Raw genomic sequence first — 23,645 nt, 5'->3', positions numbered from 1 at the left:
CCTGCCGGTCAGGCGGACTCGATCCGGTAAGCCCCCGCCGGGTGAGCGCCGACCATCCCCGGGGCCGTTGAGCCCTCGGTCGGACCGGTCCCCTGGCAAACCCGCGCCCCCGGCCGCCAGGGGCGGTCCAAACGCTCTCCGAGCCTGCCGGACGCCCCTGGCTGTCATCGTTCTCCTAGCCTCCAGGACGCCCCTGGCGGCCATCGCTCCCTGATCCGGTCGCCGCGCCCCCCGTGGCTTCCTCGCTGAGGCATTCGAGGCGACCGGGTGCGACCCGGCTCGCGATCCGGTCGCCACGCTCCGGTGGCTTCCTCGCTGAGGCATTCGAGGCGAACGGATACGACCCGCCTCGCGCTCCGGTGGCTTCCGCGTCGGGGCATTCGAGGCGACCGGGTACGACCCGGCTGCCGCGCCCCGATGGCACACCCCGGGGAACAGCCTCCTCGGCTCTCCCGTTATCGTCAGAGTGACGAAATGAACGGCCTCTTGATGACCCCTCGCGAGGAGGCGGCAATGAGCATTCCGGCTATTCCCCAGAGGTTGACCGCTCCCGCTCCGGGCTGGACGGTCGAGGCGGACGTGGTCGTAGTGGGCTCCGGCATAGCGGGGCTCACCCTGGCGCTGCGGTACGCCGGTCTCGATCCCGGAGCGAAGGTCCTGGTCGTCACCAAGGACGTGCTGTCGTCGGGATCCACCCGCTGGGCGCAGGGCGGGATCGCCGCCGTGCTCGACCCGCGGGACACCCCCGCCGAGCACCTGTCCGACACGCTCATCGCGGGGGTGGGCCTCTGTGACGAGGAGGCCGTCCGGGTCCTGGTGACCGAGGGGCCGGGCGCGGTGCGCCGGCTGATCTCGGCGGGGGCCCGGTTCGACACCGACGCCGCCGGAGAGCTCCAGCTCACCAGGGAGGGCGGCCATCGGCGCAACCGCATCGTGCACGCCGGCGGCGACGCCACCGGCGCGGAGGTGCAGAGGGCGCTCGTCCAGGCGATCCAGGAGTCGGAGATCGAGGTGATCGAGCACGCGCTTGTGCTCGACCTGTTCAAGGACGCCGCCGGCCGGGCCGCCGGAGTGACCCTGCACGTCATGGGCGAGGGCGAACGCGACGGTGTGGGCGCGGTCAGGGCAGGGGCCGTGGTGCTGGCCACCGGTGGCATGGGCCAGGTCTACGCCGCCACCACCAACCCCCTCGTCTCCACCGGTGACGGCGTGGCGCTCGCACTGCGCGCGGGCGCCGTCGTGAGGGACGTGGAGTTCGTCCAGTTCCACCCGACCGTGCTCTGGCTCGGCGAGGACTCCACCGGCCAGCAGCCGCTGATCTCCGAGGCGGTGCGGGGCGAGGGAGCGGTGCTGGCCGACGCCGAGGGCATCCGGTTCATGAAGGACGTCCACGAGCTCGCCGACCTCGCGCCCCGCGACGTCGTGGCCAAGGCGATCATGCGGCGGATGAGGGAGACCGGCGCCGACCACATGTATCTCGACGCCCGCCACTTCGGCGAGGAGAAGTGGCGCACCCGCTTCCCGACGATCTACTCCGTCTGCCTGGAGCACGGCATCGACCCGGTCACCCAGCCCATCCCGGTCGCCCCCGCCGCCCACTACGCCAGCGGCGGCGTCCGCGCCGACCTGCACGGCCGTACCAGCGTGCCCGGCCTGTACGCCTGCGGCGAGGTGGCCTGCACCGGCGTGCACGGCGCCAACCGGCTGGCCTCCAACTCCCTGCTCGAAGGCCTGGTCTTCGCCGAGCGGATCGCCGCCGACATCCACGCGGAGCGGCGGGCCGGATCCGGCAGGATCACGGAGGCCGTACACCCCGCGCAGGGCGAGGCCGCGGGCGTGGCGCACCCCGTACCGGACGAGGTCGCGGGCGTCGCGCCGGACGAGGCGGAGAGCGCCGTACGGCCCGCGGGGGGTGAACCGCTGACCGATGACCGTCCCGCCAGCCTGATCGACCCCAGGGCCCGGGCCAGGATTCAGGGGCACATGAGCCGGGGGGCGAGCGTGCTGCGCAGCCAGGAGTCCCTGAGCGCGGTCGCCAAGGCACTGCTGAGCGTCCGGTGGACCCCGGTGGCGGTCGAGCCGTGCACGGAGTCCTGGGAGACCACGAACCTGCTGACGGTCGCGTCGGTCCTGGTGGCCGCCGCCCGCAGTCGCCAGGAGACTCGCGGGTCGCACTGGCGCGAGGACTTCCCCGACCGAGACGATGCCCAGTGGCAGGGCCACCTCGACGTGACCCTTACAGGAGAGGGACTGACCATGAACTACCGTCCACACGCGAACGTCGCCATGCCCGCGCACACGATCGACGACCTCGTGGCGGCCGGGCTGGAGCCCGCCGAGGTGAGCGCACTGATCGACATCGCGTTGCGGGAGGACCTGGGGGAGGCCGGCGACGTGACGAGCATCGCCACGATCCCCGCCGGTCAGATCGCGACCGCCGACGTGGTGGCCCGGGCGGACGGAGTGATCGCGGGTCTCGCGGTCGCGGAGGCGGTGTTCGCGCGGCTCGGCGTGAGCCGTACCGAACGGCACGTCAAGGACGGCGAGCGGGTGAGCCGGGGAGATGTGCTGATGACCGTCACCGGCGCCACCCGGGACGTGCTGACCGCCGAGCGGACCGCACTCAACCTGCTCACACACCTGTCCGGGATCGCCTCGCTGACCGGCAGGTGGGTCCGGGCGGTCGAGGGGACCGGAGCCCACATCCGGGACAGCCGTAAAACCCTGCCGGGCCTGCGCGCGCTGGAGAAGTACGCCGTCCGCGCGGGCGGTGGCGTCAACCATCGGATGTCCCTTTCGGATGCCGCGCTGATCAAGGACAATCACGTGGTGGCCTCCGGCGGGGTGGCCGAGGCGTTCCGGGCGGTCCGGAACTCCTACCCGGGCCTGCCGATCGAGGTCGAGGTCGACCGGATCGACCAGATCGAGCCGGTGCTGGCCGAGGGAGCGGAGGAGATCCTGTTGGACAATTTCACCGTTGATCAGCTGGCGGAGGCCGTACGCCTGGTGGATGGCAGGGCGCGCCTGGAGTCCAGCGGAGGGTTGACCCTGGAGTCTGCTCGTGACGTGGCCGAAACAGGTGTTGACTACCTTGCCGTGGGCGCGCTCACGCATTCGGCTCCGGCTCTGGACATCGCCTTGGACCTTCGGGGGAATTGATGCTGCTTGCCATTGATGTCGGCAACACCCATACCGTTCTCGGCCTTTTCGAGGGCGAGGACGTGATCGAGCACTGGCGGATCGCCACGGACGCCCGGCGCACGGCCGACGAGATCGCCGTCGTGCTCCAGGGGCTGCTGGGACAGTCGCCGCTGCTCAAGGGTGCCGATGTCGACGGCATCGCGCTCTGTTCCACGGTGCCGTCGGTGCTCAACGAGATGCGCGAGATGTGCCGCCGCTACTACGGCGACGTGACCGCGGTGATCGTCGAGCCCGGCGTCCGCACCGGTGTGCCGGTGCGGATGGACAACCCGAAAGAGGTCGGCAGCGACCGGATCGTCAACGCGCTGGCGGCCATCCAGCTGTACGGCGGGCCGTGCATCATCGTCGACTTCGGGACCGCGACCTCCTTCGACGCGGTCTCGGCCAAGGGCGAGTACGTCGGTGCGGTGACCGCCCCCGGCATCGAGATCTCGGTGGACGCGCTGGCGGCGGCGGGGGCGCAGCTGCACAAGGTGGAGCTGATCCGTCCCCGGTCCGTGATCGGCAAGAACACGGTCGAGGCGCTCCAGTCGGGCATCATCTACGGTTTCGCCGGCCAGGTGGACGGGATCGTCGAGCGGATGGTGGCCGAGCTGGCCGACGACCCCGACGACGTCACCGTGGTGGCCACCGGCAGCGCGGCCCCGCTCGTGGTCAGCGAGGCGCGCTCGATCGACATGCACGAGCCCTGGCTCACGCTCATCGGCCTTCGGCTGATCTACCACCGCAACACGGCGTGAGGCGCTCTTCCCTTCCGCGACAGGGGTGGCCTCCGGTGGTTCGCCACATCGGTACCCTTTGGAACTGTGACCGATGAAGTGACGAACCCAGCCGAGGATCTGCCCGAGCAGATGCGCGTGCGCCGGGAGAAGCTCGACCGCCTCCGCTCAGAGGGCGTCGACCCCTACCCGGTGAATTTCCCGCGCACCGCGACCAACAGCGAGATCCGCCAGAAATACGCCGATCTCGCCGTTGACACCGCGACCGGCGACAAAGTGGGCGTCACGGGGCGCGTGATGCTGTCCAGGACCGGGGGCAAGCTCTGCTTCGCCACGATCCGCGACGGCTCCGGCGACCTCCAGGTCATGATCTCCCTGGACAGGGTGGGCGAGGAGTCCCTGGCCGCCTGGAAGCGCGACGTCGACCTCGGCGACCATGTGGGCATCGAGGGCGAGGTCATCACCTCCCGCCGGGGCGAGCTGTCCATCCTCGCCGATCGCTGGGTGATCACCTCCAAGTGCCTGCGACCCCTGCCGGAGAAGCACGCCGGGCTCACCGACCCCGAGGCGCGGGTCCGCCAGCGCTACGTCGACCTCATCGTCAACGACGAGGCCCGGAAGATGGCCTACACCCGTAGCGCCGTCGTGCGGGCGATGCGCGACTTCTGGCACGGCGAGGGCTACCTCGAGGTCGAGACGCCGATGCTCCAGCCGATCCACGGCGGTGCCACGGCCCGGCCGTTCAAGACCCACATCAACGCCTACAACATGGAGCTCTACCTCCGCATCGCGATCGAGCTCTACCTCAAGCGGCTCGTGGTGGGCGGCATCGAGAAGGTCTTCGAGGTCAGCCGCAACTTCCGCAACGAGGGCGCGGACTCCACCCACAACCCCGAGTTCACGATGCTCGAGGCCTACGGGACGTACCTCGACTACAACGACATGGCGGACCTGACCCAGCGGATGATCCAGAGCGCGGTCGTGGCGGCGCTCGGCCAATCCGTGGTGACCTACCAGGACCAGGAGATCGACCTGGGCCTGGAGGAGTGGCCGCGGATCACCCTCTACGGGGCGGTCTCGGACGCGCTGGGCGAGGAGGTCACGACCGAGACGCCGCTGGAGCGGGTCCGGCAGTACGCGGACAAGCACGAGATCCACTGGGACGCCAAGTGGGGGCAGGGCAAGCTCGTCCAGGAAATCTTCGAGGCGCTCGTCGAGCACACGCTCATCCAGCCCACGTTTGTCATGGACTACCCGCTGGAGACCTCCCCGCTGGCCCGTCAGCACCGTGACAACCCGCTCCTCACCGAGAAGTGGGACCTGATCGGCTTCGGCACCGAGCTCGGCACCGCCTTCTCGGAGCTGGTCGACCCGGTCGAGCAGCGCCGCCGCCTCACCGAGCAGTCCCTGCTCGCCGCGGGCGGCGACCCCGAGGCCATGCAGCTTGACGAGGACTTCCTCACCGCCCTGGAATATGCGATGCCGCCCACGGGCGGTATGGGGCTCGGCGTGGACCGCCTTGTCATGGCCTTCACCGGCAAGAACATCCGCGAGACCATCCTGTTCCCGCTGGTCAAGCCGACGAGCTGAGCCCGATGGGCAGCGCTGTCTCATGCGCGGACCGATTCCCGCCGGTCAAGTCGACGGGTTGAGGCCGGCGGGCGGCGCTGCCTCCCGCGCGGGCCGACGGGTTGAGTTCGACGGATAGCGCCGCCTCTCGCGGGCCGACGGATCCGGCCTGAGGGGCGGCGCCGCCTCCCGTCGGTCAGGCCGGCGGGCCGAGCCTGACGGGCAGCGCCGCCAGGCCACGCAGCGTGAGGTTCTCCTTGTACGGCGGCGTCGCATCGACCAGGGCCAGATCCGGTGCCGCCGTCGCGAGGGCGGACAGCGCGACAGACCCCTCCAGCCGGGCCAGCGGCGCTCCCAGGCAGAAGTGGGCCCCCAGGCCGAAGGCCAGGTGACGGACGGGCCCGCGGTCCAGGTCGAGCCTGTCGGGGTCGGCGAACACCTCGGGGTCCCGGTTGGCCGCGCCGAGTAGCGCCATCACCGCCTCTCCCTCGCGGATCGGCGTCCCGCACAGCTCCACGTCCTCCAGCGCGAACCTGAGCGTGAGCTGGACGGGCGGGTCGTAACGGAGGAGTTCCTCCACCGCCTTCGCTGTGTTTCTTTCGTGTCTCTCGTGCCTCTCGTGTCCTTCGCCGCCCTCGTCGAAGCGGTGCAGGGCGCCGTGGCGGAGCAGCGCCAGGGCGCCGTTGCCGATCAGGTTGACCGTGGTCTCGTGCCCGGCCACCAGCAGGAGCACGCACGTGCTCAGCAGTTCCTCGGTGGTCAGCTCATCCGCCGTGACGAGGGCGCTCAGCAGATCCCCGCCGGGCTCGGCCCGCCGCCTGACCAGCAACTCCGCGAAGTAGGCGTGAAACTCCTCCCGGGCCGCGTCGCGCTCCGCGAGCATCTTCTCGGGCAGCAGGAAGTCCGGGTCGAGCCCGCGCGCCAGCGACTCGCTCCAGCCCTGGAAACGTGCCTGATCCTCCGGCGGCACCCCCAGCATCTCGCTGATCACCCGGACCGGCAGCGGATAGGCCAGCGCGGAGATCAGATCGACCTCACCGGACATCCCCCCGACCAACTCCTCGGCGATCACCGAGATCCTCGGCCGGAGCCGTTCGATCATCCGCGCGGTGAAGGCCCTGCTCACCAGGGCGCGCAGACGGGTGTGGTCGGGCGGATCCATGGTGAGGAAGGATCGCGCGCCCCGGTTACGCCCCGGCGGTCCCTCTCCGTGGCCGAAGCGCGGGTCGCGCAGCAGCGCGGCACACGGCGCGTATCCCGTCGCCAGCCACATCCCCGCCGGAGTTCGGAACAGCGGGCCCTGCTCGCGGAGCTCGCGGTAACGCCGGTACGGCGCGCGGAGGAAGTCAGGCGCGAAAGGGTCGAACCCCAGCAGGTCAAGGACGGTCACAGTGCTCACGGACGGTCTCCGGATCTTATGAGGTGCGGTACGCGGAAACCGGGCGGGCGACCGCCGTACGGGAAGTCCGTCGACGGACGGTCAATCGATCGAGCAATTCCGATCGAGCCAGGACGCAGCGTAGAAAGTCCATTTTGGGTGGGCTCTATATGACATAGGACTCCATGCGAGGATCGGCCGCGCCGACTGGCTGCGGGCCGAATGCCGCGGAGAGCGTCCCTTCCTCTTTCCCATCGCAGGGCGATCCCCCTGGTGTTGTCAAGGTGATGAGCCGCATCCTTGTCGAGGCATGTCAGGGCGAAGAGCGTCGGGAAATGATCGTTTTTTCCGAGAAAAGACGAGAAAACGGCGTCGGCCGTATGGCCCGCTCCGAAGGCGATCTCATCGGCCGTGGCGTCAGCGAAACCTTGTTCTGCAAGGACTTCGATTGCCGCAGTCAGCGACCGCTCGGGGGCGCCTGCCTTGACTCGGTCGTGACTTGACCACAAAGGCGCCGACATATCATGAGTACTTCATGTAACGAGTACTATGTCAATAGCGGCCAACCTCTCTGGAGAGCGGAACTTGACGACCTTTGAACAAGGCGTTTACCGTTCCTGGCGGACGGTATTGATTTCTGGCGCGTTCACGCCTGGTTACCTATGAGGGGGGAGTGATTCTAGATGGCTTATCCAGAAGTGGATTCACGCCATGGCGACAGCCCCCTGGGCATGGGCGATATCGGTCTCAGCGATGACGATCTCGTTCTGTTGTCAGAGCTCGCCAAGGGCGTCACCGTCGACAGGGTGGGGCGTCGCCTCGACATCAGCGGCCGGACGGTCCGGCGCAGGCTCCGCGGAATCTGCGACCGTATCGGTGTGGCCACGGCGATCGAAGCGGTGGCCTGGGCCGCTCGCCGTCAGTTGATCTAGGCCGCAGCCGATCGTCTCAGCCTGCCGTGTCCCGTCCTGACCGGCTCCGGCAGGCTCCTCGCCCGTTCAGGCTCGTCCGGCCCTCTCCGGGTCCGCTCGGCCTCCGCCCCGGGCTCTTTCGGGGCGTCACTCGTCGCGGGCCCCGAAGGGCCCGCGACGGTCTGCTTCAGTCCGCGATCCGGACGCCGCCCGCGAAGGGCCGGTTGTCGATCGTGGAGATGTGGATGACGTCACCGGTCTGGGGGGCGTGGACCATCATGCCCGCGCCGATGTAGATCCCGACATGGTGCAGGTCGTTGTAGAAGAAGACCAGATCGCCCGGGCGCAGCTCGTCCCTGGAGATGTGAGTGCCCGCGGTCCACTGGTCGCCGGTGTAGTGGGGCAGGCTGATGCCGACCTTCTGATAGGCCCACATGACCAGCCCGGAACAGTCGAAGGAGTTGGGGCCCTCGGCTCCCCACACGTATGGCTTGAGCTGCTGGCTGAGCGCCCAGCGGGCGGCCTCGGCGGCCTTGCCGCTGCCCACGACGGGCACGCTGATCTTCACCCGGCTGCCCTGGCTGCTGGCGGCCCGCTGGCGCACCTCGCTGAACAGGTTGCTCTCGACCCGCTTGACCAGCCGCTCGATCTTGGTCCGCTTACCGGTGATGTCCGTGAGCAGGTCCTTGACCTCGGTGGTCCTGGCCTTGGCGCCGGCCTGTGCCCGCTCGGCGGCCTCGATCGCCCGGCTGACCTGGGCGACCTCCTCGCTCTGCTGCTGCTGGAGGGCGTAGTTGGTGGTGGCCTGGTCGAGGAAGGTGTCGGGGTCGCCCGACTGGGTGAAGGCGAGCTCGGATCCCAGCCCGCCCGTCATGTAGTTGCTCTGCGCGAGGAGGCTGGCCTTGCTGCGCCGCGACTCCAGCTCGGACTCGCTGACGGCGAGGGTCTTCTTGGCGCTCTCGGCGGCGCGCTGCGCCTGCTTCAGCTTGACCCGCTCGCCGTTGTACTGCTCGCTGAGCGTGCCGATCTCGTTGTGCAGCTTCTCGACCTGCTTGGCCAACTCCTGGAGGTTGGGCTTTGGTTCGGCGGTGGCCGCGATCAGAGGAGTGCCGAGGGTCAGGGAGGCGAACGCCATCCCGATGATCATGATACGGCGAGTGAGTCCACGCGGGGCGTTTTCTCGGCTGCGGGCATGACTGCCCGTGTTCTTTCCTCCACGCTTGCGCGTGCGCTTCACCAACAGGCTCCTCTCCTCGGTCGCCTACCGGGTTAGCTGACGGGTTCGGGCCGGAGGCAGCCCTACCTGGTGCGTTGAAGGCACTTCGGATTCACCCCGGGGGGACATGGTCGAGAGTGGGTCCCCGGCTCCCCGCGTTTCGGGGATTCGGCGGGTCAGGCTTTTTTACATCACTGACAACGAGCACGGACATTAGTGCACTTGGAGGTTCCTGCTCAACCAGAACTGCAAACTCGGTAGAGGTTTCACAACTGAAATGTCACGGAAAGATCACACGTCTCGATGATCAACATGGGCATTACGCTGCCTTGATGTCCCCTTGGTGCGCACTTGGCGAAAGTCTTCGCAGGTCCGGGACCGCAAAAAAGACGAGCCCTGACGTATCGCCGTCAATCCATGCTCAGCGTGATAGATGGACTACCTGGAGTCATCTGATGGCCATGGGGCGCGAGTTAAGGGTGGGCCGTAATTGGAGAGCACCGAGGACGTACGCTGATCGGTCATGGAGCAGGTTACGGAGCATTTCCCCGTGGCGGCCGTACAGGGTGCCGAAGCCGGGGAGCGGCGAGCCGGATCCGAGAGCGGGAGCGTGGACGCGGAGCGGGAGTCGCGGGGCCTGCGGGGATCCGAGCTGGAGACGGCCGAGATCGTCGTACGGCGCGCCCGCACACCGGACGTGCGCGCCATCCGGCGACTCGTCGACACCTACGGGGGAGCCGGTCAGCGGCTTCTGAGGAAGGCCACGGTCACCCTCTACGAGGACGTCCAGGAGTTCTGGGTCGCCACCGACGGGACCGGAGCGGTCATCGGCTGCGGGGCGCTTCACGTGCTCTGGGAGGATCTCGCCGAGATCCGCACCGTCGCCGTCGATCCCGCCTGCCGGGGGCTGGGCATCGGCCACAGGATCGTCTCCGTTCTCATTCGCACGGCGGGCGAGCTCGGTCTGCGCCGGGTTTTCTGCCTGACCTTCGAGGTTGACTTCTTCGGCCGGCACGGATTTCAGGAGATCCAGGGCACGCCCGTCGCGCCGGAGGTCTACGCGGAGCTTCTCGCCTCCTACGACGAAGGCGTCGCCGAGTTTCTCGATCTTGAGCACGTCAAGCCGAACACCTTGGGAAACACCCGGATGCTTCTGCATCTGACGCGAGAGCCCGGCTTCCGCGCTCTCGATGCTGACGAAGTGGAGAGATGACTGTTGATACCTGTATCGATACCTTGTGCACCAGCAAGCGTATGAGTCTGACCCATGCCACATGCGCAGTCTTAAGTGAGGTGACGCGGTGAGCACCGGACAGCCGCCGTATCCAGAGGATGATCCCGAGCGCGATCGCACACCGTCGGGGCAGCCGGAATACGGACGGCACAACGAGGATCGAGCCTCCGGCGAATTCGATCCCGACATGACGGTTGTCGGATACAGGTTGGAGGCCTCGCCGCCGGACACCGGACCAGGACAGACCCCACAGGGCTACGGGCAGCCGACCGCCCCGCCGACGTCTCCGCAGACCTACGGCCAGCCCGGCTCCTACGGCCGGCAGCCCGGAACCGGCGCCTACGGCCAGCAGCCCGCGTATGGTCAGCAACCCTCCCAAGAACAGTCACCGTACGGCCAGCAGCCTTCTCAGGAGCAGCCCGGCCATGGCGGGCAGCCCTCCCAGCCCGGCTACGGCCAGCAGCCCGGTTATGGGCAGCCACCCGTTACCGGCGCCTATGGGCAGCCACCCGTTACCGGCGCCTATGGTCAGCCGCCCGCCTACGGCCAGCCCTCCCAGGGACAGCCCGGTTATGGCCAGCCTGGAACCGGTGCCTACGGCCAGCCCTCCCAGGAGCAGCCCGGTTATGGCGGGCAGCCCTCCCAGCCGGACTACGGCCAGCAGCCAGGAACCGGTCCCTACGGCCCGCCTTCTCAGGGCCAGCCCGCCTATGGCGGTCAGCCCGGCTACGGCCAGCAGCCCGGTTACGGTCAGCAGCCTGGCTACGGGCAGCAGCCCGGAACGGGCCCCTACGGTCAGCCGCCCGCCTACGGCCAGCCTTCCCCGGGCCAGCCTGCCTACGGCGGTCAGCCCGGTTACGGCCAGCAACCCGGCTACGGGCAGCAGCCCCCCCAGCCTGGATACGGTCAGCAGCCTTATGGTCAGCAGCCCGGCTACGGGCAGCCCGGAACCGGCCCCTACGGCCAGCAGCCACCCTACGGCCAGCAGGGTTGGCAGCAGGCTCCCGGCTACGGCCGGCCGGGCTACGGGCCCCAGGGTGCGATGCCCCCCGGTGTCCCCGCTCCGCTCGCGGAGTGGTGGGAGCGTCTGGTGGCCCGCATCATCGACGCGCTGCTCTACCTTCTGATCAGCCTCGGGCTCGGTGCCGTCATCGGCGCGATCTTCGTGACGAAGGCCGGCTTCAATATGGAGACGGGTGTTGTCACGGAGCCGGGCGGGGCCCTCCTGGCGGGCCTGCTGTCGTCGTTGATCGTGGGCGCGCTGTTCATCGGCTACGAGTTCCTGATGCTTCGCAGGGGCGGTCAGACCCTGGGCAAACTGGCGATGCGCATCAAGGTCGTTCCCCTGGCGGGAGGTTCCCTGGGGCCCGGGGGGCTCGCCGTCGACGTGGCCGCCAAGCGGGCCGTGGCCATATTCGGCCCGGTGCTGCTGACCTGGATCCCCGGCGTGGGGTGGCTCCTCGGCTTCGCCATCTACGTGTACTGGATCCTGGCCTTCGTCTGGCAGTTCGTGGACAAGCCCTACCAGCAGTCCCTGCTGGACAAGGTCGCCACGACGGTGGTCGTCAAGGCCAGGTAGTTCTGGTAGCTCTGAAAATAACGGGGTCGGCGGTTCAACCGTCGGCCCCGATTTCATGGGTGGATGAGAAAACAGAGTTCGATAACGAGGATCGCCACGTGTGATGGAAGCGCAAACTCATTCGCCGCGGCGAGAGGAGTCTTATGGCGCACGCGCCCCGGACGGCGAAAAATCATCGCAGATCGACCTCGCGGCCGCCTACGGAGTCCTATGCGGTCTCGGTGACTCCGCTCTCGGAAGGGAGCGGCTTCTCGCTTCCCTCCATCGGGGTGGGCGAAGGCCGGGCCCCGACCGTTTCAAACAGGGGACCATAACAGGGAAGTGATTCCCCTACCGGGTAAACCCTCTCTTCTCTAGGCTCGATGGGAGACCGGTTGCCGGAGGGAGTTCAGGTACCACTCGCCCAATGGTGGGATCGACCGGCCGCTCGCATCCTCGGCGATGCCATCTTCGTGGCACTCCACTGGTTTCTCTCTTTCGTCTTCTGCCCCGTGTTCCGGTCGGCGGGCGAAGGTCTTCTTGCGGATCGGAGCTCGGGCCTCGTGGTGTTGCCGGGGTTGTCTACGGGCCTGAGCGCGTTTGGTGGTTATACGGTTTACGACTATGTCCCCCAGTCGAAGACGGCCGTACGCTTGGTAAGAAAGCGATGAAGATCCGTCTTGTTCCGCACGGTGACATCGAACTGTGGTGCGCCACGGTGATGAAGCGAGTGGTTCTCTTCCGAGATGTTCTGGTGACCGTGGGTATTCCTGTGAAGAACCTGGCAACGACGATCCCAGGCTTCGCGGCGAGGTTGTTCGCCCTCTCCGACAAGCCTCCTCAGCAGGGACTTCGTGGCAAGATGGAGGAGTCCGGCGGCCGGGAACCCCGGACGACATTGGTTTTCCGGACATGATGATGATCACTTGATCACCCGCCCGGATTTTCCCTCGCGGCTTTACACGGTGCAACCGGTAAGGCGGCTGGAGAGAAGCATTAAGGTGGAGAGTGGCTGACGCGGTCGCCCCCGAGACACGCGCCGCTTGCCCGTGGCGCTATGGTCATGTGTGGGCGGATCCAACTGATCGGGCGAGCTACCTGTGCAGCCCGGGAGTCGCCGCCAAATTTCCATGGTCCCCAGAATGCCATCCCGGTCCGGATCGAGGACGAATGTACGACGTATTGTCCGCGTTGATACCCCCAGCGGTCGTCGGTGGAGCCTTCGTCTACGGAGCCTTCAAGCTTCTTCGCAGTGAAGGGGCCGGCCGTCGGTCGGCAAAACAGAGCGATCAGGCTGAGTCGCAGAACAGTTGATCCACTCGGAGTCTCGGATGCCGGTAAGAATCGCCGGGCTTCCGGAATTGCCGCTCTCCGATTGCGGGTATATGTTTAGCTAGCGAATGAAACAATACTCCGCGAAAGGATTGCGTAGATGGCCAAGCAGATCCAGGAGATTCTCATCGACGACCTCGATGGGGGCGAGGCCAATGAGACTGTCGCCTTCGCGATTGACGGCGCCAGCTACGAGATTGACCTGAGTGAGGTAAACGCGAAGAAGCTCCGCGACTCTCTGTCGGCTTTCGTGCAGAGCGCCCGCCGTTCCGGCGCCCTGGCCACTCGTCGTCGCCGTGCAGGTGGCGCCCGGGCTCTCACGCGAGAGAAGAGCGCCGACATCAGGGCGTGGGCGAAGTCGCACGGCCTTAATGTCAGCGAGCGCGGTCGAATCGCCTCCAAGATCGTCGAGCAGTACGAAGCGGCTCACTAGATCACTCACTAGATCAAGTGAATCATGCGGTTATGGCGGTCACGGTGGGGTCCGGTGGCGGCCATGACCGCATGATGTGTTTGAGTGGTTGATAAACGTCGTTCGCTTGCGGCGTAGCGGGAACATCCCACCCCCCGTAAGTAGTTGGATGGAGGGTGAACGCCCTGCTCTCGGGGAACGTCTTCTGCATAGAGCGGTCGCCGGGTCGGGGCTACCATGCGGGATGACAGGGCTCGGATATCCCGGACCTGCCTGACCGCTCTGTGAGGAGCGACGAGATGTTCGAGAGGTTCACCGACCGCGCACGACGGGTTGTCGTCCTGGCTCAAGAAGAAGCCCGGATGCTCAACCACAACTACATCGGTACGGAGCACATCCTTCTTGGCTTGATCCATGAAGGTGAAGGCGTTGCCGCCAAGGCTCTGGAGAGCCTCGGCATCAGTCTTGAGGGTGTGCGTCAGCAGGTCGAGGAGATCATCGGCCAAGGTCAGTCTGCGCCGTCGGGGCACATTCCGTTCACCCCGCGTGCCAAGAAAGTCCTTGAGCTGTCGCTCCGCGAGGCCTTGCAGCTGGGTCATAACTACATCGGTACCGAGCACATCCTCCTTGGCCTCATCCGTGAGGGCGAAGGGGTGGCCGCGCAGGTGCTGGTGAAGCTTGGCGCCGACCTCAACCGGGTCCGCCAGCAGGTCATCCAGTTGCTCCATGGTTACCAGGGCAAGGAGCCGGCCGCCGCGGGCGGTCCGACCGAGGCCGCACCGTCGACCTCCCTTGTGCTGGACCAGTTCGGCCGCAACCTGACCCAGGCCGCCCGGGAGGGCAAGCTGGATCCGGTGATCGGCCGAGAGAAGGAGATCGAGCGGGTCATGCAGGTCCTGTCCCGCAGGACCAAGAACAACCCCGTTCTGGTGGGCGAGCCCGGCGTCGGCAAGACCGCCGTGGTCGAAGGGCTGTCCCAGAAGATCGTCAAGGGCGAGGTGCCCGAGACGCTCAAGGACAAGCAGCTCTACACCCTGGACCTGGGCGCCCTGGTGGCCGGGTCGCGTTACCGCGGTGACTTCGAGGAGCGGCTGAAGAAGGTCCTCAAGGAGATCCGCACCCGCGGCGACATCATCCTGTTCATCGACGAGCTGCACACGCTCGTCGGCGCGGGTGCCGCCGAGGGCGCGATCGACGCGGCCAGCATTCTGAAGCCGATGCTGGCCCGTGGTGAGCTGCAGACCATCGGTGCCACCACGCTGGACGAATACCGCAAGCACCTGGAGAAGGACGCCGCGCTGGAGCGGCGCTTCCAGCCCATCCAGGTGGCCGAGCCCAGCCTGAGCCACACCATCGAGATCCTCAAGGGACTGCGCGACCGGTACGAGGCGCACCACCGGGTCTCGATCACCGACGGCGCCCTTGTGGCCGCCGCGCAGCTGGCCGACCGCTACATCAGCGACCGGTTCCTGCCGGACAAGGCGATCGACCTGATCGACGAGGCCGGCTCGCGGATGCGGATCCGCAGGATGACCGCGCCGCCGGACCTGCGCGAGTACGACGAGAAGATCGCGAACGTGCGGCGCGACAAGGAGTCCGCGATCGACGCGCAGGACTTCGAGAAGGCCGCGGCGCTGCGCGATCAGGAGAAGCAGCTCCAGCTCAAGCGCGAGCGCCGGGAGAAGGAGTGGAAGGCCGGCGACATGGACGTCGTCGCCGAGGTCACCGAGGAGCTCATCGCCGAGGTCCTCGCCACGGCCACCGGCATCCCGGTCTTCAAGCTCACCGAGGAGGAGTCCCAGCGACTGCTCCGCATGGAAGACGAGCTGCACAAGCGGATCATCGGTCAGGACGACGCCATCAAGGGTCTGTCCCGTTCGATCCGCCGCACCCGCGCCGGGTTGAAGGACCCGCGTCGTCCGGGTGGCTCGTTCATCTTCGCCGGCCCCTCGGGTGTCGGTAAGACCGAGCTGTCCAAGGCGCTGGCCGAGTTCCTGTTCGGCGACGAAGATGCGCTGATCATGCTGGACATGTCGGAGTTCATGGAGAAGCACACCGTCTCCCGTCTGTTCGGCTCCCCTCCGGGTTACGTCGGATACGAAGAGGGCGGTCAGCTGACCGAGAAGGTGCGGCGCAAGCCGTTCTCGGTGGTGCTGTTCGACGAGATCGAGAAGGCACACCCCGACATCTTCAACTCGCTGTTGCAGATCCTGGAGGACGGTCGTCTGACCGACGCCCAGGGTCGGGTGGTGGACTTCAAGAACACCGTCATCATCATGACGACGAACCTCGGCACCCGTGACATCTCCAAGGGTCAGGGGGTCGGCTTCGCCAAGAACAACGACGCCGAGTCCAACTACGACCGGATGAAGTCCAAGGTCCAGGAGGAGCTCAAGCAGCACTTCCGGCCCGAGTTCCTCAACCGTGTCGACGACATCGTGGTCTTCCACCAGCTGACGCCGAAGGAGATCATCAAGATCGTCGATCTGATGCTCGCCATGGTGGACCTGAGGCTGAAGGACCGCGACATGTCGATGGAGCTCACGCCGGAGGCCAAGCAGCTGCTGGCCGATCGTGGATACGACCCGGTGATGGGCGCCCGTCCTCTGCGCCGCACGATCCAGCGCGAGCTGGAGGACAACCTGTCGGAGAAGATCCTGTACGGCGAGCTCCGTCCCGGCCAGGTCGTGAAGATCGCGGTCGAGGGCGAGGGCGAGAACGCGAAGTTCACCTTCGTCGGTGAGTCCGCGCCGGTCGCCCAGGTTCCTGACTCGGCAGCCGCCATTGCGGAGCCGATCCAGAACTAGGACCGACCTGCCCTAACAGGCAAAGGCAGACCCCGTCGTAGGGAGATCTACGGCGGGGTCTGCTTATTTGTTACTAAAGGAGGTATCTCGCCACCACGGGTAGTACTACACTCTGTAGAGCGAGTTCGGCCAAGTTTTGCCCACGTGAGCCACAAATGTGCTCATCGCGGGGAGATCGGCGACGGAGTCCGCCCAGCGACGTACCGAAGGATCGTCTCCCGGAGTGACGCGGAGATCGGTGCCCGCCCGGGATGCTTCAACGAGCCGGGTCGAATTCCCGGCAGGGAGGCCTCTGGCCCGCGGCGTCGGCACTGCCGGCGCGGGGTGATCGGGGCCGCTTACACGGAGTACGGCCTTGGAGGCACTGGATGCGTATGCGGCACGAGGACGGGACGCTCGTTCACCTGTCCTACAACGCGGGCGTCCACCCCGCCGAGGATCTGGAGAACCTGATCGCGCACCTGACGCGATACGCCGTACCGGTGCGCAAGCGCCTGGGCGTGGAGCGGATGGGCGTCGGACTCTGGCTCTCCCCGAGCGTGGCCGACCACCTCACGGCCGACCGGATCGAGCTGGTGCGCCTGCGCCGCTCCCTTGAGGAGCGCGGCCTGGAGGTCGTCAGCCTCAACGGCACCGGCGGCCGCAACCAGGATGCTCCCGGCCCCGACTGGGCGAAGCCCGAGCGTTACCGCTACACGATGGCGCTGGCCAGGATCCTGGCCTTCCTGCTGCCGGAGGACGTCCGTTTCGGAAGCATCTCCACCATCCCCATCGGCTGGCGCCGCGACTGGCCGGCCGACCTGCACGCGATCGCCTCGCGCCGCCTGGAGCGCCTCGCCCGAGAGCTGCGCGGTCTCTACAGCGTCACCGGCAAGACGATCAGGGTCGGCTTCGAGCCGTGGCCCGGTTGCGTGCTGGAGACCACCAAGCAGGCGCTGGACCGCGTCGGCGGCATCGACTCCGAGCACCTCGGGGTCTGCCTGGACGCCTGCTACCTCGCAGGAGGCGCTGAGGAGGCCGGAGCCGCCCTGCGCGGCATGGCGGCCGTCGGAGCCCCGGTGGTCAAGCTCGGCCACGTTCACAACCACATGGCAGCCTCGTGCAGGGAGCTCCCGAGCACCCGCTCGGTCATGGAGGACACCCTCACCGCGATGCTCTCCGGCGCGGTGAACGGCACCGCCCACATCGAGGTCGAGGCCCACGACCTGACCGTGCCCCTGCGGGCCAAGGGGCCCGGCGCGCTGGTCACCATGATCGCCGAAGAGCTCGACTGGGCCCGCACCAACCTCACCTCACTCGGCCTGCGCCTCGCCGCCTGACCGTTCCTCCGGCAGGTCGCGTCGATCAGCCGGGCGAACGGCCTCAAGCCGTCTTCCCGGTCGCATAAATCAACAGGGAAGACGGCGGTGCCTGCCGGCCGGGCGGCTCGGGCCGGTCGGATAAGTCGACGGGGAAGACGACTACACCCACCGGTCGGGCCGGTCGGCCGGGAAGACGGCGGTGCCTGCCGGTCGGGCCGCTCGGATAAGTCAGCAGGGAAGACGACTACACCCACCGGTCGGGCCGGTCGGCCGGGAAGACGGTGGTGCCTGCCGGGCGGGCCGCTCGGATAAGCCGACGGGGAAGACGACTACACCCACCCCTCGGGCCGGTCAGCCGGGAAGGCGGTAGGTGCCGTCGTCGAGGACCTCGGCCAGACCGTCCGTGATCAGACCGTCGAGGGCGCGCTCACGCTGCGGGGCGTCGTCCCAGACCACGTCGAGAGCGTCTTTGGGGACGGGGCCGTGGGACTGCCGAAGGACGGCGAGGAGGCGGCCCCGGCACTGGCGATCGGTGCCGGCGTAGGTCTGACCTTTGCGGGCGGGGCCGTCGTAGGCGGGCTTGCCCGCCAGGCGCCAGGCGCACAGGTCGTTGATCGGGCAGTCCGCGCAACGGGCGGCGCGGGCCGTACAGACCAGGGCGCCCAGTTCCATGACGGCGACCGCCCACACGGGGGCGCGGTCGGCGTCGGGGAGCAGTGACGCGGCGAGTCTGCGCTCGGGGGGCGTGGTGGCCTTCGGCGGGTATTCCTCGCCGCTCACGGCCCGCGCCAGGACTCGCCGCACGTTGGTGTCGAGAACGGCGTGGCGGCCCTTGAAGGCGAAACTGGCCACCGCGGCCGCGGTGTACTCGCCGATGCCGGGGAGGGCCAGCAGGGCGGCGTGCTCGGAGGGGACCTCGCCGCCGTGATGGTCGGTGATCGCCCGGGCGCACGCGTGCAGGTTGAGGGCGCGGCGGGGGTAGCCGAGGTGGCCCCAGTGCCGTACGGCCTCGCCGGGAGCCTCCTTGGCGAGGGCGGCCGGCGTCGGCCAGCGCTCCATCCACTCGATCCAGATGGGCAGCACCCTGACCACCGGCGTCTGCTGCAACATGATCTCGCTGACCAGGATCGACCATGGCGAGGCGTCGGGTGTGCGCCAGGGGAGGTCGCGAGCATTCTCGGCATACCAGTCAAGAATGGGTTCCAGCAGGCGGTTCGACTCGGGCACCTTCCGACGATAGTGCCGGATCGGGTCTGCTCGCCCCGCCTTCATCGGCCTTCGGCGGGCCCGGAGTGGATCTGTTCGCTCCGTCCTCATCCGTTCTTCGGCAATGCCGGCTCGAGCCTGCCCGCCCGTCTTCATCTGCCTTCGGCGGGGCCGGAGCAGGCCCGCTTGGGCCGTTTTCGTCTGTCTTCGACCGCTGAAACGGATGAGGGTGGCGGCGGGTCGTTCCCCACGGAGCGAAAGGACTCTCCATACTGTGTGTATGGATCCGGACACGTTCCGCAACGATATAGGCGTTGACGTCTACTGGCGGCGCCGGATGGCCGCGCTCGTCGGGGTGCTCGTGGTGGTCGCGGTCGTGGCGTGGGCCTGCTCCTCGACGAGCGGTCCCGAGAACGCGTCGGAGGAGAGTGCCTCGGGTGCTCGATCGGCCACGCCGGATCCGTTGCCGGCGATCCTGTCCACCGTGACGATCAGTCCCTCTCCGAGCCCTACGCCGAGCCCGACGTCGAAGTCCGAAAAGGCCCAGGAGATTTCCCGGCAGAAGCGGCCGGGGGACGTCTGCGACTCTCCCGACCTCGTGCTGAACATGGCGGACCAGGGAGAGGTCTACGCGTCGGGCAGCCAGCCCCGGTTCATTCTCACGTTGGTGAACATCGGCGACGAGATGTGCACGGTCGATGTCGGGCCCCGGGGGATGGAGGTTCGCATCACCTCCGGCAACGACCGCGTCTGGTCCTCCGCCGACTGTGTCGGCGGAGAGATCGACAACGTCCGCAAGCTTGAGCGCGGCATCCCGTACGTCCGGGAGATCGAATGGGATCGTCGCCGGTCCGGCACCGACTGCAAGGCCGATCAGGTTGTTGCCCGTCCCGGCACCTACGTGGCCGTGGCCCGCGCTCCCGGTCTCAGGAGCCCCAAGACCGTCTTCCACCTCCGCTAGATCCTTGCCGAACGCCGAACGCCGAACGCCGAACGCCGAACGCCGGGTGTGCCAGAACAACACCCCGGGCACCGGTGAGCGGCGCCCAGGGCGTGTGCTGATGCCGGCGCGAGACGGCGCAGACGGCCCCGGCCAGGTGCTTCTTGTTATCCGAACTGGCCGGGCTGGTAGTCGCCGGCGGGCTGCTGGGTGATGACGTTCAGGCGGTTGAAGGCATTGATGAGGGCGATGAGCGACACCAGGGCGGCGAGCTGGTCCTCGTCATAGTGCTTGGCGGCATTCGCCCAGACCTCGTCCGTGACACCACCGGCCGCGTCGGCGATGCGGGTGCCCTGCTCCGTCAGCTCCAGGGCGGCGCGCTCGGCCTCGGTGAAGACCGTGGCCTCCCGCCAGACCGCGACCAGGTTGAGGCGCGTCGAGGTCTCCCCGGCGTGCGTGGCGTCCTTGGTGTGCATGTCGGTGCAGAAGCCGCAGCCGTTGATCTGACTGGCGCGGATCTTCACCAGCTCCTGCGTCGCGGTCGGCAGCGTCGAGTCCGAGACCACCTTGCCCGCCGAGACGATGTGCTTCAGGAACTTGCCCGCGACCGGGTTGCCGAAGGCGTTCAACCGTGCATCCATGGTGCACTCCTTGCCGTTGTCGGTGGTTACACCTCTCTGACGTATTGGCTCGGCGAGATGTGACAGGAGCGAATGTGACGTGCGTCTCCCTGTCGCCCCGCGACGGGGTCCACCTATGACGACGTTAACAAATGTGACCTGTGTCTCTCCGGCGGCCTGCGGCAGGGTCCGTCTATGACGACGTCAACGAATGCGACGTGCGTCTCCCCGTCGGCCCGGGGCAGGGTTCGCCTACGGCGACGTCAACGAAGGTGGTGTGCGTTTCCCCCGTCACACCGCGGCGGCGACCACCTACGACGAAGTTCGGCACCGCCGCCGAGACGTCACCCGGCTCTCATGGTCGCCGGTCTCCTCTTGTCCGGCTCCACGCGTAAAGGCCTTCCTCCGGCCCGCTCGATCTCCCGTCCGCTCGCTGAGCCAAATGAACGGGCTCGCTCGCTGAGCCAGATGAACCGGCCCTCTCGCCGATCCAGATAAAACCGCCTAGACGTAGCGCTCCAGGATGGACGACTCGGCCAGCCTCGACAGGCCCTCCCGGATGTGACGGGCCCTGGCCTCGCCGACCCCGCCCACCTCCTGGAGGTCACCGATGCTGGCGGCCAGGAGTTTCTGCAAACTGGCGAACTGGTCGACCAGGCGATCGACCACCGTGCCGGGAAGGCGGGGAACCTTGGCCAGCAGGCGGTAGCCCCTGGGGCTCACCGGGCCTTCCAGCACGTCGTTGCCCGAGTGGCCGAGAATCTGGGCCACGGCGGAGAGATTGAGCAGATCGTCGGAGGACAGCTGGTCGAGGTCGTGCAGGGCCTCGGCGAACTTGCGCGGTCGGCGGCCCGTCGCGGGCAGGTAGTCGCGCACGATGAGCTCGCGGTCGCTTTCGGTGCCGGCCACCAGCTCGTTCAGCTGCAGGGAGAGCAGCCGGCCGTCGGTGCCGAGCTCGACGACGTAGCCGGCGATCTCGTCGGAGATGCGCCTGACCATCTCCAGTCGCTGGGCGACCACCGCGATGTCGCGGACCGTCACCAGATCCTCGATCTCCAGCGCCGACAGCGTGCCGGAGACCTCGTCCAGGCGCATCTTGTAGCGCTCAAGCGTGGCCAGGGCCTGGTTGGCCTTGGAAAGGATCACCGCGGACTCCTCCAGGACGTAGCGGATGCCGTCCAGGTAAAGAGCGATGATCCGCATGGACTTGCTGAGGGAGATGACGGGGAAGGCCGTCTGCACCGCCACGCGCTGCGCGGTGCGGTGCCGGGTGCCGGACTCGTCGGTGGGAATCGACGGGTCGGGCATCAGGTGCACGGCCGCGCGCACGATTTTGAGATCATCCGAGTTGAGGACGATGGCGCCGTCCATCTTGGCCAGCTCACGCAGTCGCGTCGCGGAGAACTCGACGTCCAGCTCGAACCCGCCGCTGCAGATCTCCTCGACCGTGCCGTCATAGCCCAGCACGATCAGACCGCCTGTGTGACCGCGGAGGATGCGCTCCAGGCCGTCGCGTAAGGCGGTGCCTGGGGCGACCGCGGCCAGAATGCCTCTGCGGCGTTCGTCGAGACCTCTATAGGTTGCTGCCACATGACCCCCGTGGTCCGCGTATCACGCTCAGCTTACCGGCGAAGGTTCCGTGAGGGCCGGAATCGTCGGAGGATCACGCACAAATACGGTGACCGCGCATTCTGACCGGATCTGCCGGTCATCACCGCGCCGAGGTCGCCACCGGGGCAGCCGGTCGCCGAACGTGTGTGATCTATGTGACGTGTGTGAGTGCGTCCCAGACATTCTGCGCTTCGACGACGTCGAAGCCGGGTGCGAAGCTCGCCCCGCGCCCGGCGACCGGGACCAGGGAGTTTTCGCCGTTGCGCCTCTTGCCCGTGTCGAGGGAGCCCGTGGGGACCAGCGCGCGGGTGAAGCCCAGCCGTGCCGCCTCCGACAGGCGGCGGCGTACGTCGCGCACCGGGCGCAGCTCCCCGGCCAGGCCCACCTCGCCCAGCACGACGAGCCCGGACGGCAGCGCCTTGTCTCCGGCCGCGCTGGCCACCGCGAGCATCACCGACAGGTCGATCGCGGGGTCGCTGAGCTTGATGCCGCCCACGGTCGCGGTGAACACGTCGCAGCCGCCGAGCTTGGCGTTGAGCCGCCGCTCCAGCACGGCCAGCACCATCGTCACCCGATAGGTGTCGAGCCCGGAGGAGGAGCGGCGGGGCTGCTGGGCCTCGGTCCTGGCGACCAGGGCCTGAACCTCGGCCGGCAGCGGCCGGGTGCCCTCCAGGGTGACCGTGACGCACGTGCCGGGGACGGGCTCGGCGCGGTGGGAGACGAACAGGCCACTGGCGTCGGCGATGCCCTCGATGCCCCCCTCGTGCAGGTCGAAGCAGCCGACCTCGTCGACCGGGCCGTACCGGTTTTTGATCGCGCGGACCATGCGGAGCCGGGAGTGCCGGTCGCCCTCGAAGTGGAGCACGACGTCGACCAGGTGCTCCAGCGTGCGGGGACCGGCGATCGAGCCCTCCTTGGTGACGTGGCCGACCAGCACCGTGGACATGCCGCGCTCCTTGGCCAGCCGCACCAGGTTGCCGGCGACCTCCCTGACCTGCGTGACCCCACCGGGGACGCCGGTCGCGAGAGCGGAGCCGATGGTCTGCACCGAGTCGACGATGAGCAGGTCGGGCTGGACCTGCTCGACGTGGGTCACCAGCGCGCCCAGGTCGGTCTCGGCCGCGAGGTAGAGACGGTCCTGGATCGCGCCGATCCGGTCGGCCCTGACCCGCACCTGGGCGGCGGACTCCTCGCCCGTGATGTAGAGGACGGTCTGCTGCCGGGCGATCTTGGCCGCGGCCTCCAGCAGGAGCGTGGACTTGCCGATGCCGGGCTCACCGGCCAGCAGGACGACCGCGCCGGGCACCAGGCCGCCGCCGAGGGCCCGGTCGAGCTCGGGCACCCCGGTGCTGCGCGCGTGCGCCACCTCGGCCTTGATCTGCCCGATCGGGACGGCCGGAGCCGACACCGCCCCGGCGGTGGCCACGTGCACGCCTCCGCGGGCGCTCTCCTCGGCGACCGTGCCCCAGGCCTGGCACTCGCCACAGCGCCCCACCCATTTGGCGGTCTGCCATCCGCACTCGGCACAGCGATAGCCGACCTTCTTCACCATGGCCGAACGGTACCGGCAGGGACCGACAACTTTCGCCCGGTACGGCGTGCCCCACCCGGTGAAAAAAGTCACGGAGGC

General features: G+C 67.9%; 18 protein-coding genes and 1 riboswitch. Of the genes, 12 read left to right on the top strand and 6 right to left on the bottom strand.

The window, feature by feature from the left end; all coding sequences use genetic code 11:
- Positions 1-513: 513 nt before the first annotated feature.
- The 3 genes from DKM19_RS45665 (at position 514) to lysX (ending at position 5,510) form a co-directional block, all read left to right on the top strand.
- Positions 514-3,159 (top strand): L-aspartate oxidase, encoded by a 2,646-nt coding sequence (locus tag DKM19_RS45665; RefSeq protein ID WP_110704853.1) that lies wholly within the window; start codon positions 514-516, stop codon positions 3,157-3,159.
- Positions 3,159-3,941, top strand: coding sequence for a type III pantothenate kinase (locus tag DKM19_RS45660; protein ID WP_110704852.1), 783 nt, complete (start codon positions 3,159-3,161; stop codon positions 3,939-3,941). The genes DKM19_RS45665 and DKM19_RS45660 overlap by 1 nt, the downstream gene beginning before the upstream one ends.
- Before the next feature lie 66 nt (positions 3,942-4,007).
- The gene (gene lysX / locus DKM19_RS45655) at positions 4,008-5,510 is read left to right on the top strand and encodes a bifunctional lysylphosphatidylglycerol synthetase/lysine--tRNA ligase LysX (RefSeq protein ID WP_110704851.1); all 1,503 of its coding nucleotides are present in this window, start codon (positions 4,008-4,010) and stop codon (positions 5,508-5,510) included.
- Positions 5,511-5,685: 175 nt separating this feature from the next.
- On the opposite strand, the gene DKM19_RS45650 is transcribed toward lysX, so the two are convergent.
- Positions 5,686-6,888: a cytochrome P450 gene (locus tag DKM19_RS45650; protein WP_239513952.1), complete on the bottom strand. Its 1,203-nt coding sequence runs from the start codon at positions 6,886-6,888 to the stop codon at positions 5,686-5,688.
- Between the two features lie 266 nt (positions 6,889-7,154).
- Here DKM19_RS45650 and DKM19_RS52360 point away from each other — a divergent pair, with 266 nt between their 5' ends.
- Both DKM19_RS52360 and DKM19_RS45640 read left to right on the top strand, forming a co-directional pair.
- The gene (locus tag DKM19_RS52360; RefSeq protein WP_239513951.1) at positions 7,155-7,370 is read left to right on the top strand and encodes a hypothetical protein; all 216 of its coding nucleotides are present in this window, start codon (positions 7,155-7,157) and stop codon (positions 7,368-7,370) included.
- Between the two features lie 180 nt (positions 7,371-7,550).
- Positions 7,551-7,799: a helix-turn-helix transcriptional regulator gene (locus DKM19_RS45640; protein ID WP_369987446.1), complete on the top strand. Its 249-nt coding sequence runs from the start codon at positions 7,551-7,553 to the stop codon at positions 7,797-7,799.
- A 166-nt stretch (positions 7,800-7,965) separates the two neighbouring features.
- On the opposite strand, the gene DKM19_RS45635 is transcribed toward DKM19_RS45640, so the two are convergent.
- Positions 7,966-8,913, bottom strand: a complete 948-nt coding sequence (locus DKM19_RS45635) for an NlpC/P60 family protein (RefSeq protein WP_239513950.1) — start codon at positions 8,911-8,913, stop codon at positions 7,966-7,968.
- 107 nt (positions 8,914-9,020) lie between these two features.
- Positions 9,021-9,178, bottom strand: a riboswitch (cyclic di-AMP (ydaO/yuaA leader).
- A gap of 468 nt (positions 9,179-9,646) precedes the next feature.
- Here DKM19_RS45635 and DKM19_RS45630 point away from each other — a divergent pair.
- From DKM19_RS45630 to DKM19_RS45600, 6 genes are all read left to right on the top strand, one after another.
- On the top strand, positions 9,647-10,207 hold the full coding sequence (locus DKM19_RS45630) for an amino-acid N-acetyltransferase (protein ID WP_110706451.1): 561 nt from the start codon (positions 9,647-9,649) through the stop codon (positions 10,205-10,207).
- A gap of 208 nt (positions 10,208-10,415) precedes the next feature.
- A complete protein-coding gene (locus tag DKM19_RS52860) occupies positions 10,416-11,807 on the top strand; it encodes an RDD family protein (RefSeq protein WP_162642262.1) in 1,392 nt (463 codons plus the stop codon).
- Between the two features lie 646 nt (positions 11,808-12,453).
- Positions 12,454-12,702: a hypothetical protein gene (locus DKM19_RS45615; protein ID WP_110704846.1), complete on the top strand. Its 249-nt coding sequence runs from the start codon at positions 12,454-12,456 to the stop codon at positions 12,700-12,702.
- 516 nt (positions 12,703-13,218) lie between these two features.
- Positions 13,219-13,551: an Lsr2 family protein gene (locus tag DKM19_RS45610; protein ID WP_089212589.1), complete on the top strand. Its 333-nt coding sequence runs from the start codon at positions 13,219-13,221 to the stop codon at positions 13,549-13,551.
- Between the two features lie 278 nt (positions 13,552-13,829).
- Positions 13,830-16,337 carry an ATP-dependent Clp protease ATP-binding subunit gene (locus tag DKM19_RS45605; RefSeq protein WP_089212590.1) on the top strand — a complete coding sequence of 836 codons (2,508 nt, stop codon included), beginning with the start codon at positions 13,830-13,832 and terminating at the stop codon, positions 16,335-16,337.
- A 368-nt stretch (positions 16,338-16,705) separates the two neighbouring features.
- Entirely contained in the window at positions 16,706-17,656 is a 951-nt protein-coding gene (locus DKM19_RS45600) for a TIM barrel protein (protein ID WP_110704845.1), read from the top strand.
- 333 nt (positions 17,657-17,989) lie between these two features.
- Here DKM19_RS45600 and DKM19_RS45595 read toward each other — a convergent pair whose 3' ends face one another.
- A complete protein-coding gene (locus DKM19_RS45595) occupies positions 17,990-18,865 on the bottom strand; it encodes an A/G-specific adenine glycosylase (RefSeq protein WP_204358529.1) in 876 nt (291 codons plus the stop codon).
- Between the two features lie 259 nt (positions 18,866-19,124).
- On the opposite strand from DKM19_RS45595, the gene DKM19_RS45590 reads away from it, so the two are divergent.
- Complete coding sequence (locus tag DKM19_RS45590; RefSeq protein WP_110704844.1) at positions 19,125-19,805, top strand: hypothetical protein; 681 nt, start codon at positions 19,125-19,127, stop codon at positions 19,803-19,805.
- Between the two features lie 146 nt (positions 19,806-19,951).
- Here the strand turns inward: DKM19_RS45590 and DKM19_RS45585 are convergent, their stop codons facing one another.
- From DKM19_RS45585 to radA, 3 genes are all read right to left on the bottom strand, one after another.
- The gene (locus DKM19_RS45585; RefSeq protein WP_110704843.1) at positions 19,952-20,425 is read right to left on the bottom strand and encodes a carboxymuconolactone decarboxylase family protein; all 474 of its coding nucleotides are present in this window, start codon (positions 20,423-20,425) and stop codon (positions 19,952-19,954) included.
- Positions 20,426-20,908: 483 nt separating this feature from the next.
- On the bottom strand, positions 20,909-21,994 hold the full coding sequence (gene disA / locus DKM19_RS45580; protein WP_110704842.1) for a DNA integrity scanning diadenylate cyclase DisA: 1,086 nt from the start codon (positions 21,992-21,994) through the stop codon (positions 20,909-20,911).
- A 172-nt stretch (positions 21,995-22,166) separates the two neighbouring features.
- The gene (gene radA / locus DKM19_RS45575) at positions 22,167-23,567 is read right to left on the bottom strand and encodes a DNA repair protein RadA (protein WP_110704841.1); all 1,401 of its coding nucleotides are present in this window, start codon (positions 23,565-23,567) and stop codon (positions 22,167-22,169) included.
- Positions 23,568-23,645 lie beyond the last annotated feature (78 nt).

The organism is Streptosporangium sp. 'caverna' (assembly GCF_003203775.1).
In the GTDB taxonomy this organism is placed as follows: domain Bacteria; phylum Actinomycetota; class Actinomycetes; order Streptosporangiales; family Streptosporangiaceae; genus Streptosporangium; species Streptosporangium subroseum.
This window is presented reverse-complemented; position numbering and strand designations above follow the sequence as displayed.

Bases quoted from the DNA above. Each gene is read 5' to 3' on its own strand.
- DKM19_RS45665 (WP_110704853.1), top strand. From the start codon at position 514: ATGAGCATTCCGGCTATTCCCCAGAGGTTGACCGCTCCCGCTCCGGGC.
- DKM19_RS45660 (WP_110704852.1), top strand. From the start codon at position 3,159: ATGCTGCTTGCCATTGATGTCGGCAACACCCATACCGTTCTCGGCCTT.
- DKM19_RS52360 (WP_239513951.1), top strand. From the start codon at position 7,155: ATGAGCCGCATCCTTGTCGAGGCATGTCAGGGCGAAGAGCGTCGGGAA.
- DKM19_RS45640 (WP_369987446.1), top strand. From the start codon at position 7,551: ATGGCTTATCCAGAAGTGGATTCACGCCATGGCGACAGCCCCCTGGGC.
- DKM19_RS45635 (WP_239513950.1), bottom strand. From the start codon at position 8,913: ATGGCGTTCGCCTCCCTGACCCTCGGCACTCCTCTGATCGCGGCCACC.
- DKM19_RS52860 (WP_162642262.1), top strand. From the start codon at position 10,416: ATGACGGTTGTCGGATACAGGTTGGAGGCCTCGCCGCCGGACACCGGA.
- DKM19_RS45615 (WP_110704846.1), top strand. From the start codon at position 12,454: ATGAAGATCCGTCTTGTTCCGCACGGTGACATCGAACTGTGGTGCGCC.
- DKM19_RS45610 (WP_089212589.1), top strand. From the start codon at position 13,219: ATGGCCAAGCAGATCCAGGAGATTCTCATCGACGACCTCGATGGGGGC.
- DKM19_RS45605 (WP_089212590.1), top strand. From the start codon at position 13,830: ATGTTCGAGAGGTTCACCGACCGCGCACGACGGGTTGTCGTCCTGGCT.
- DKM19_RS45600 (WP_110704845.1), top strand. From the start codon at position 16,706: ATGCGTATGCGGCACGAGGACGGGACGCTCGTTCACCTGTCCTACAAC.
- DKM19_RS45590 (WP_110704844.1), top strand. From the start codon at position 19,125: ATGGATCCGGACACGTTCCGCAACGATATAGGCGTTGACGTCTACTGG.
- DKM19_RS45585 (WP_110704843.1), bottom strand. From the start codon at position 20,425: ATGGATGCACGGTTGAACGCCTTCGGCAACCCGGTCGCGGGCAAGTTC.
- radA (WP_110704841.1), bottom strand. From the start codon at position 23,567: ATGGTGAAGAAGGTCGGCTATCGCTGTGCCGAGTGCGGATGGCAGACC.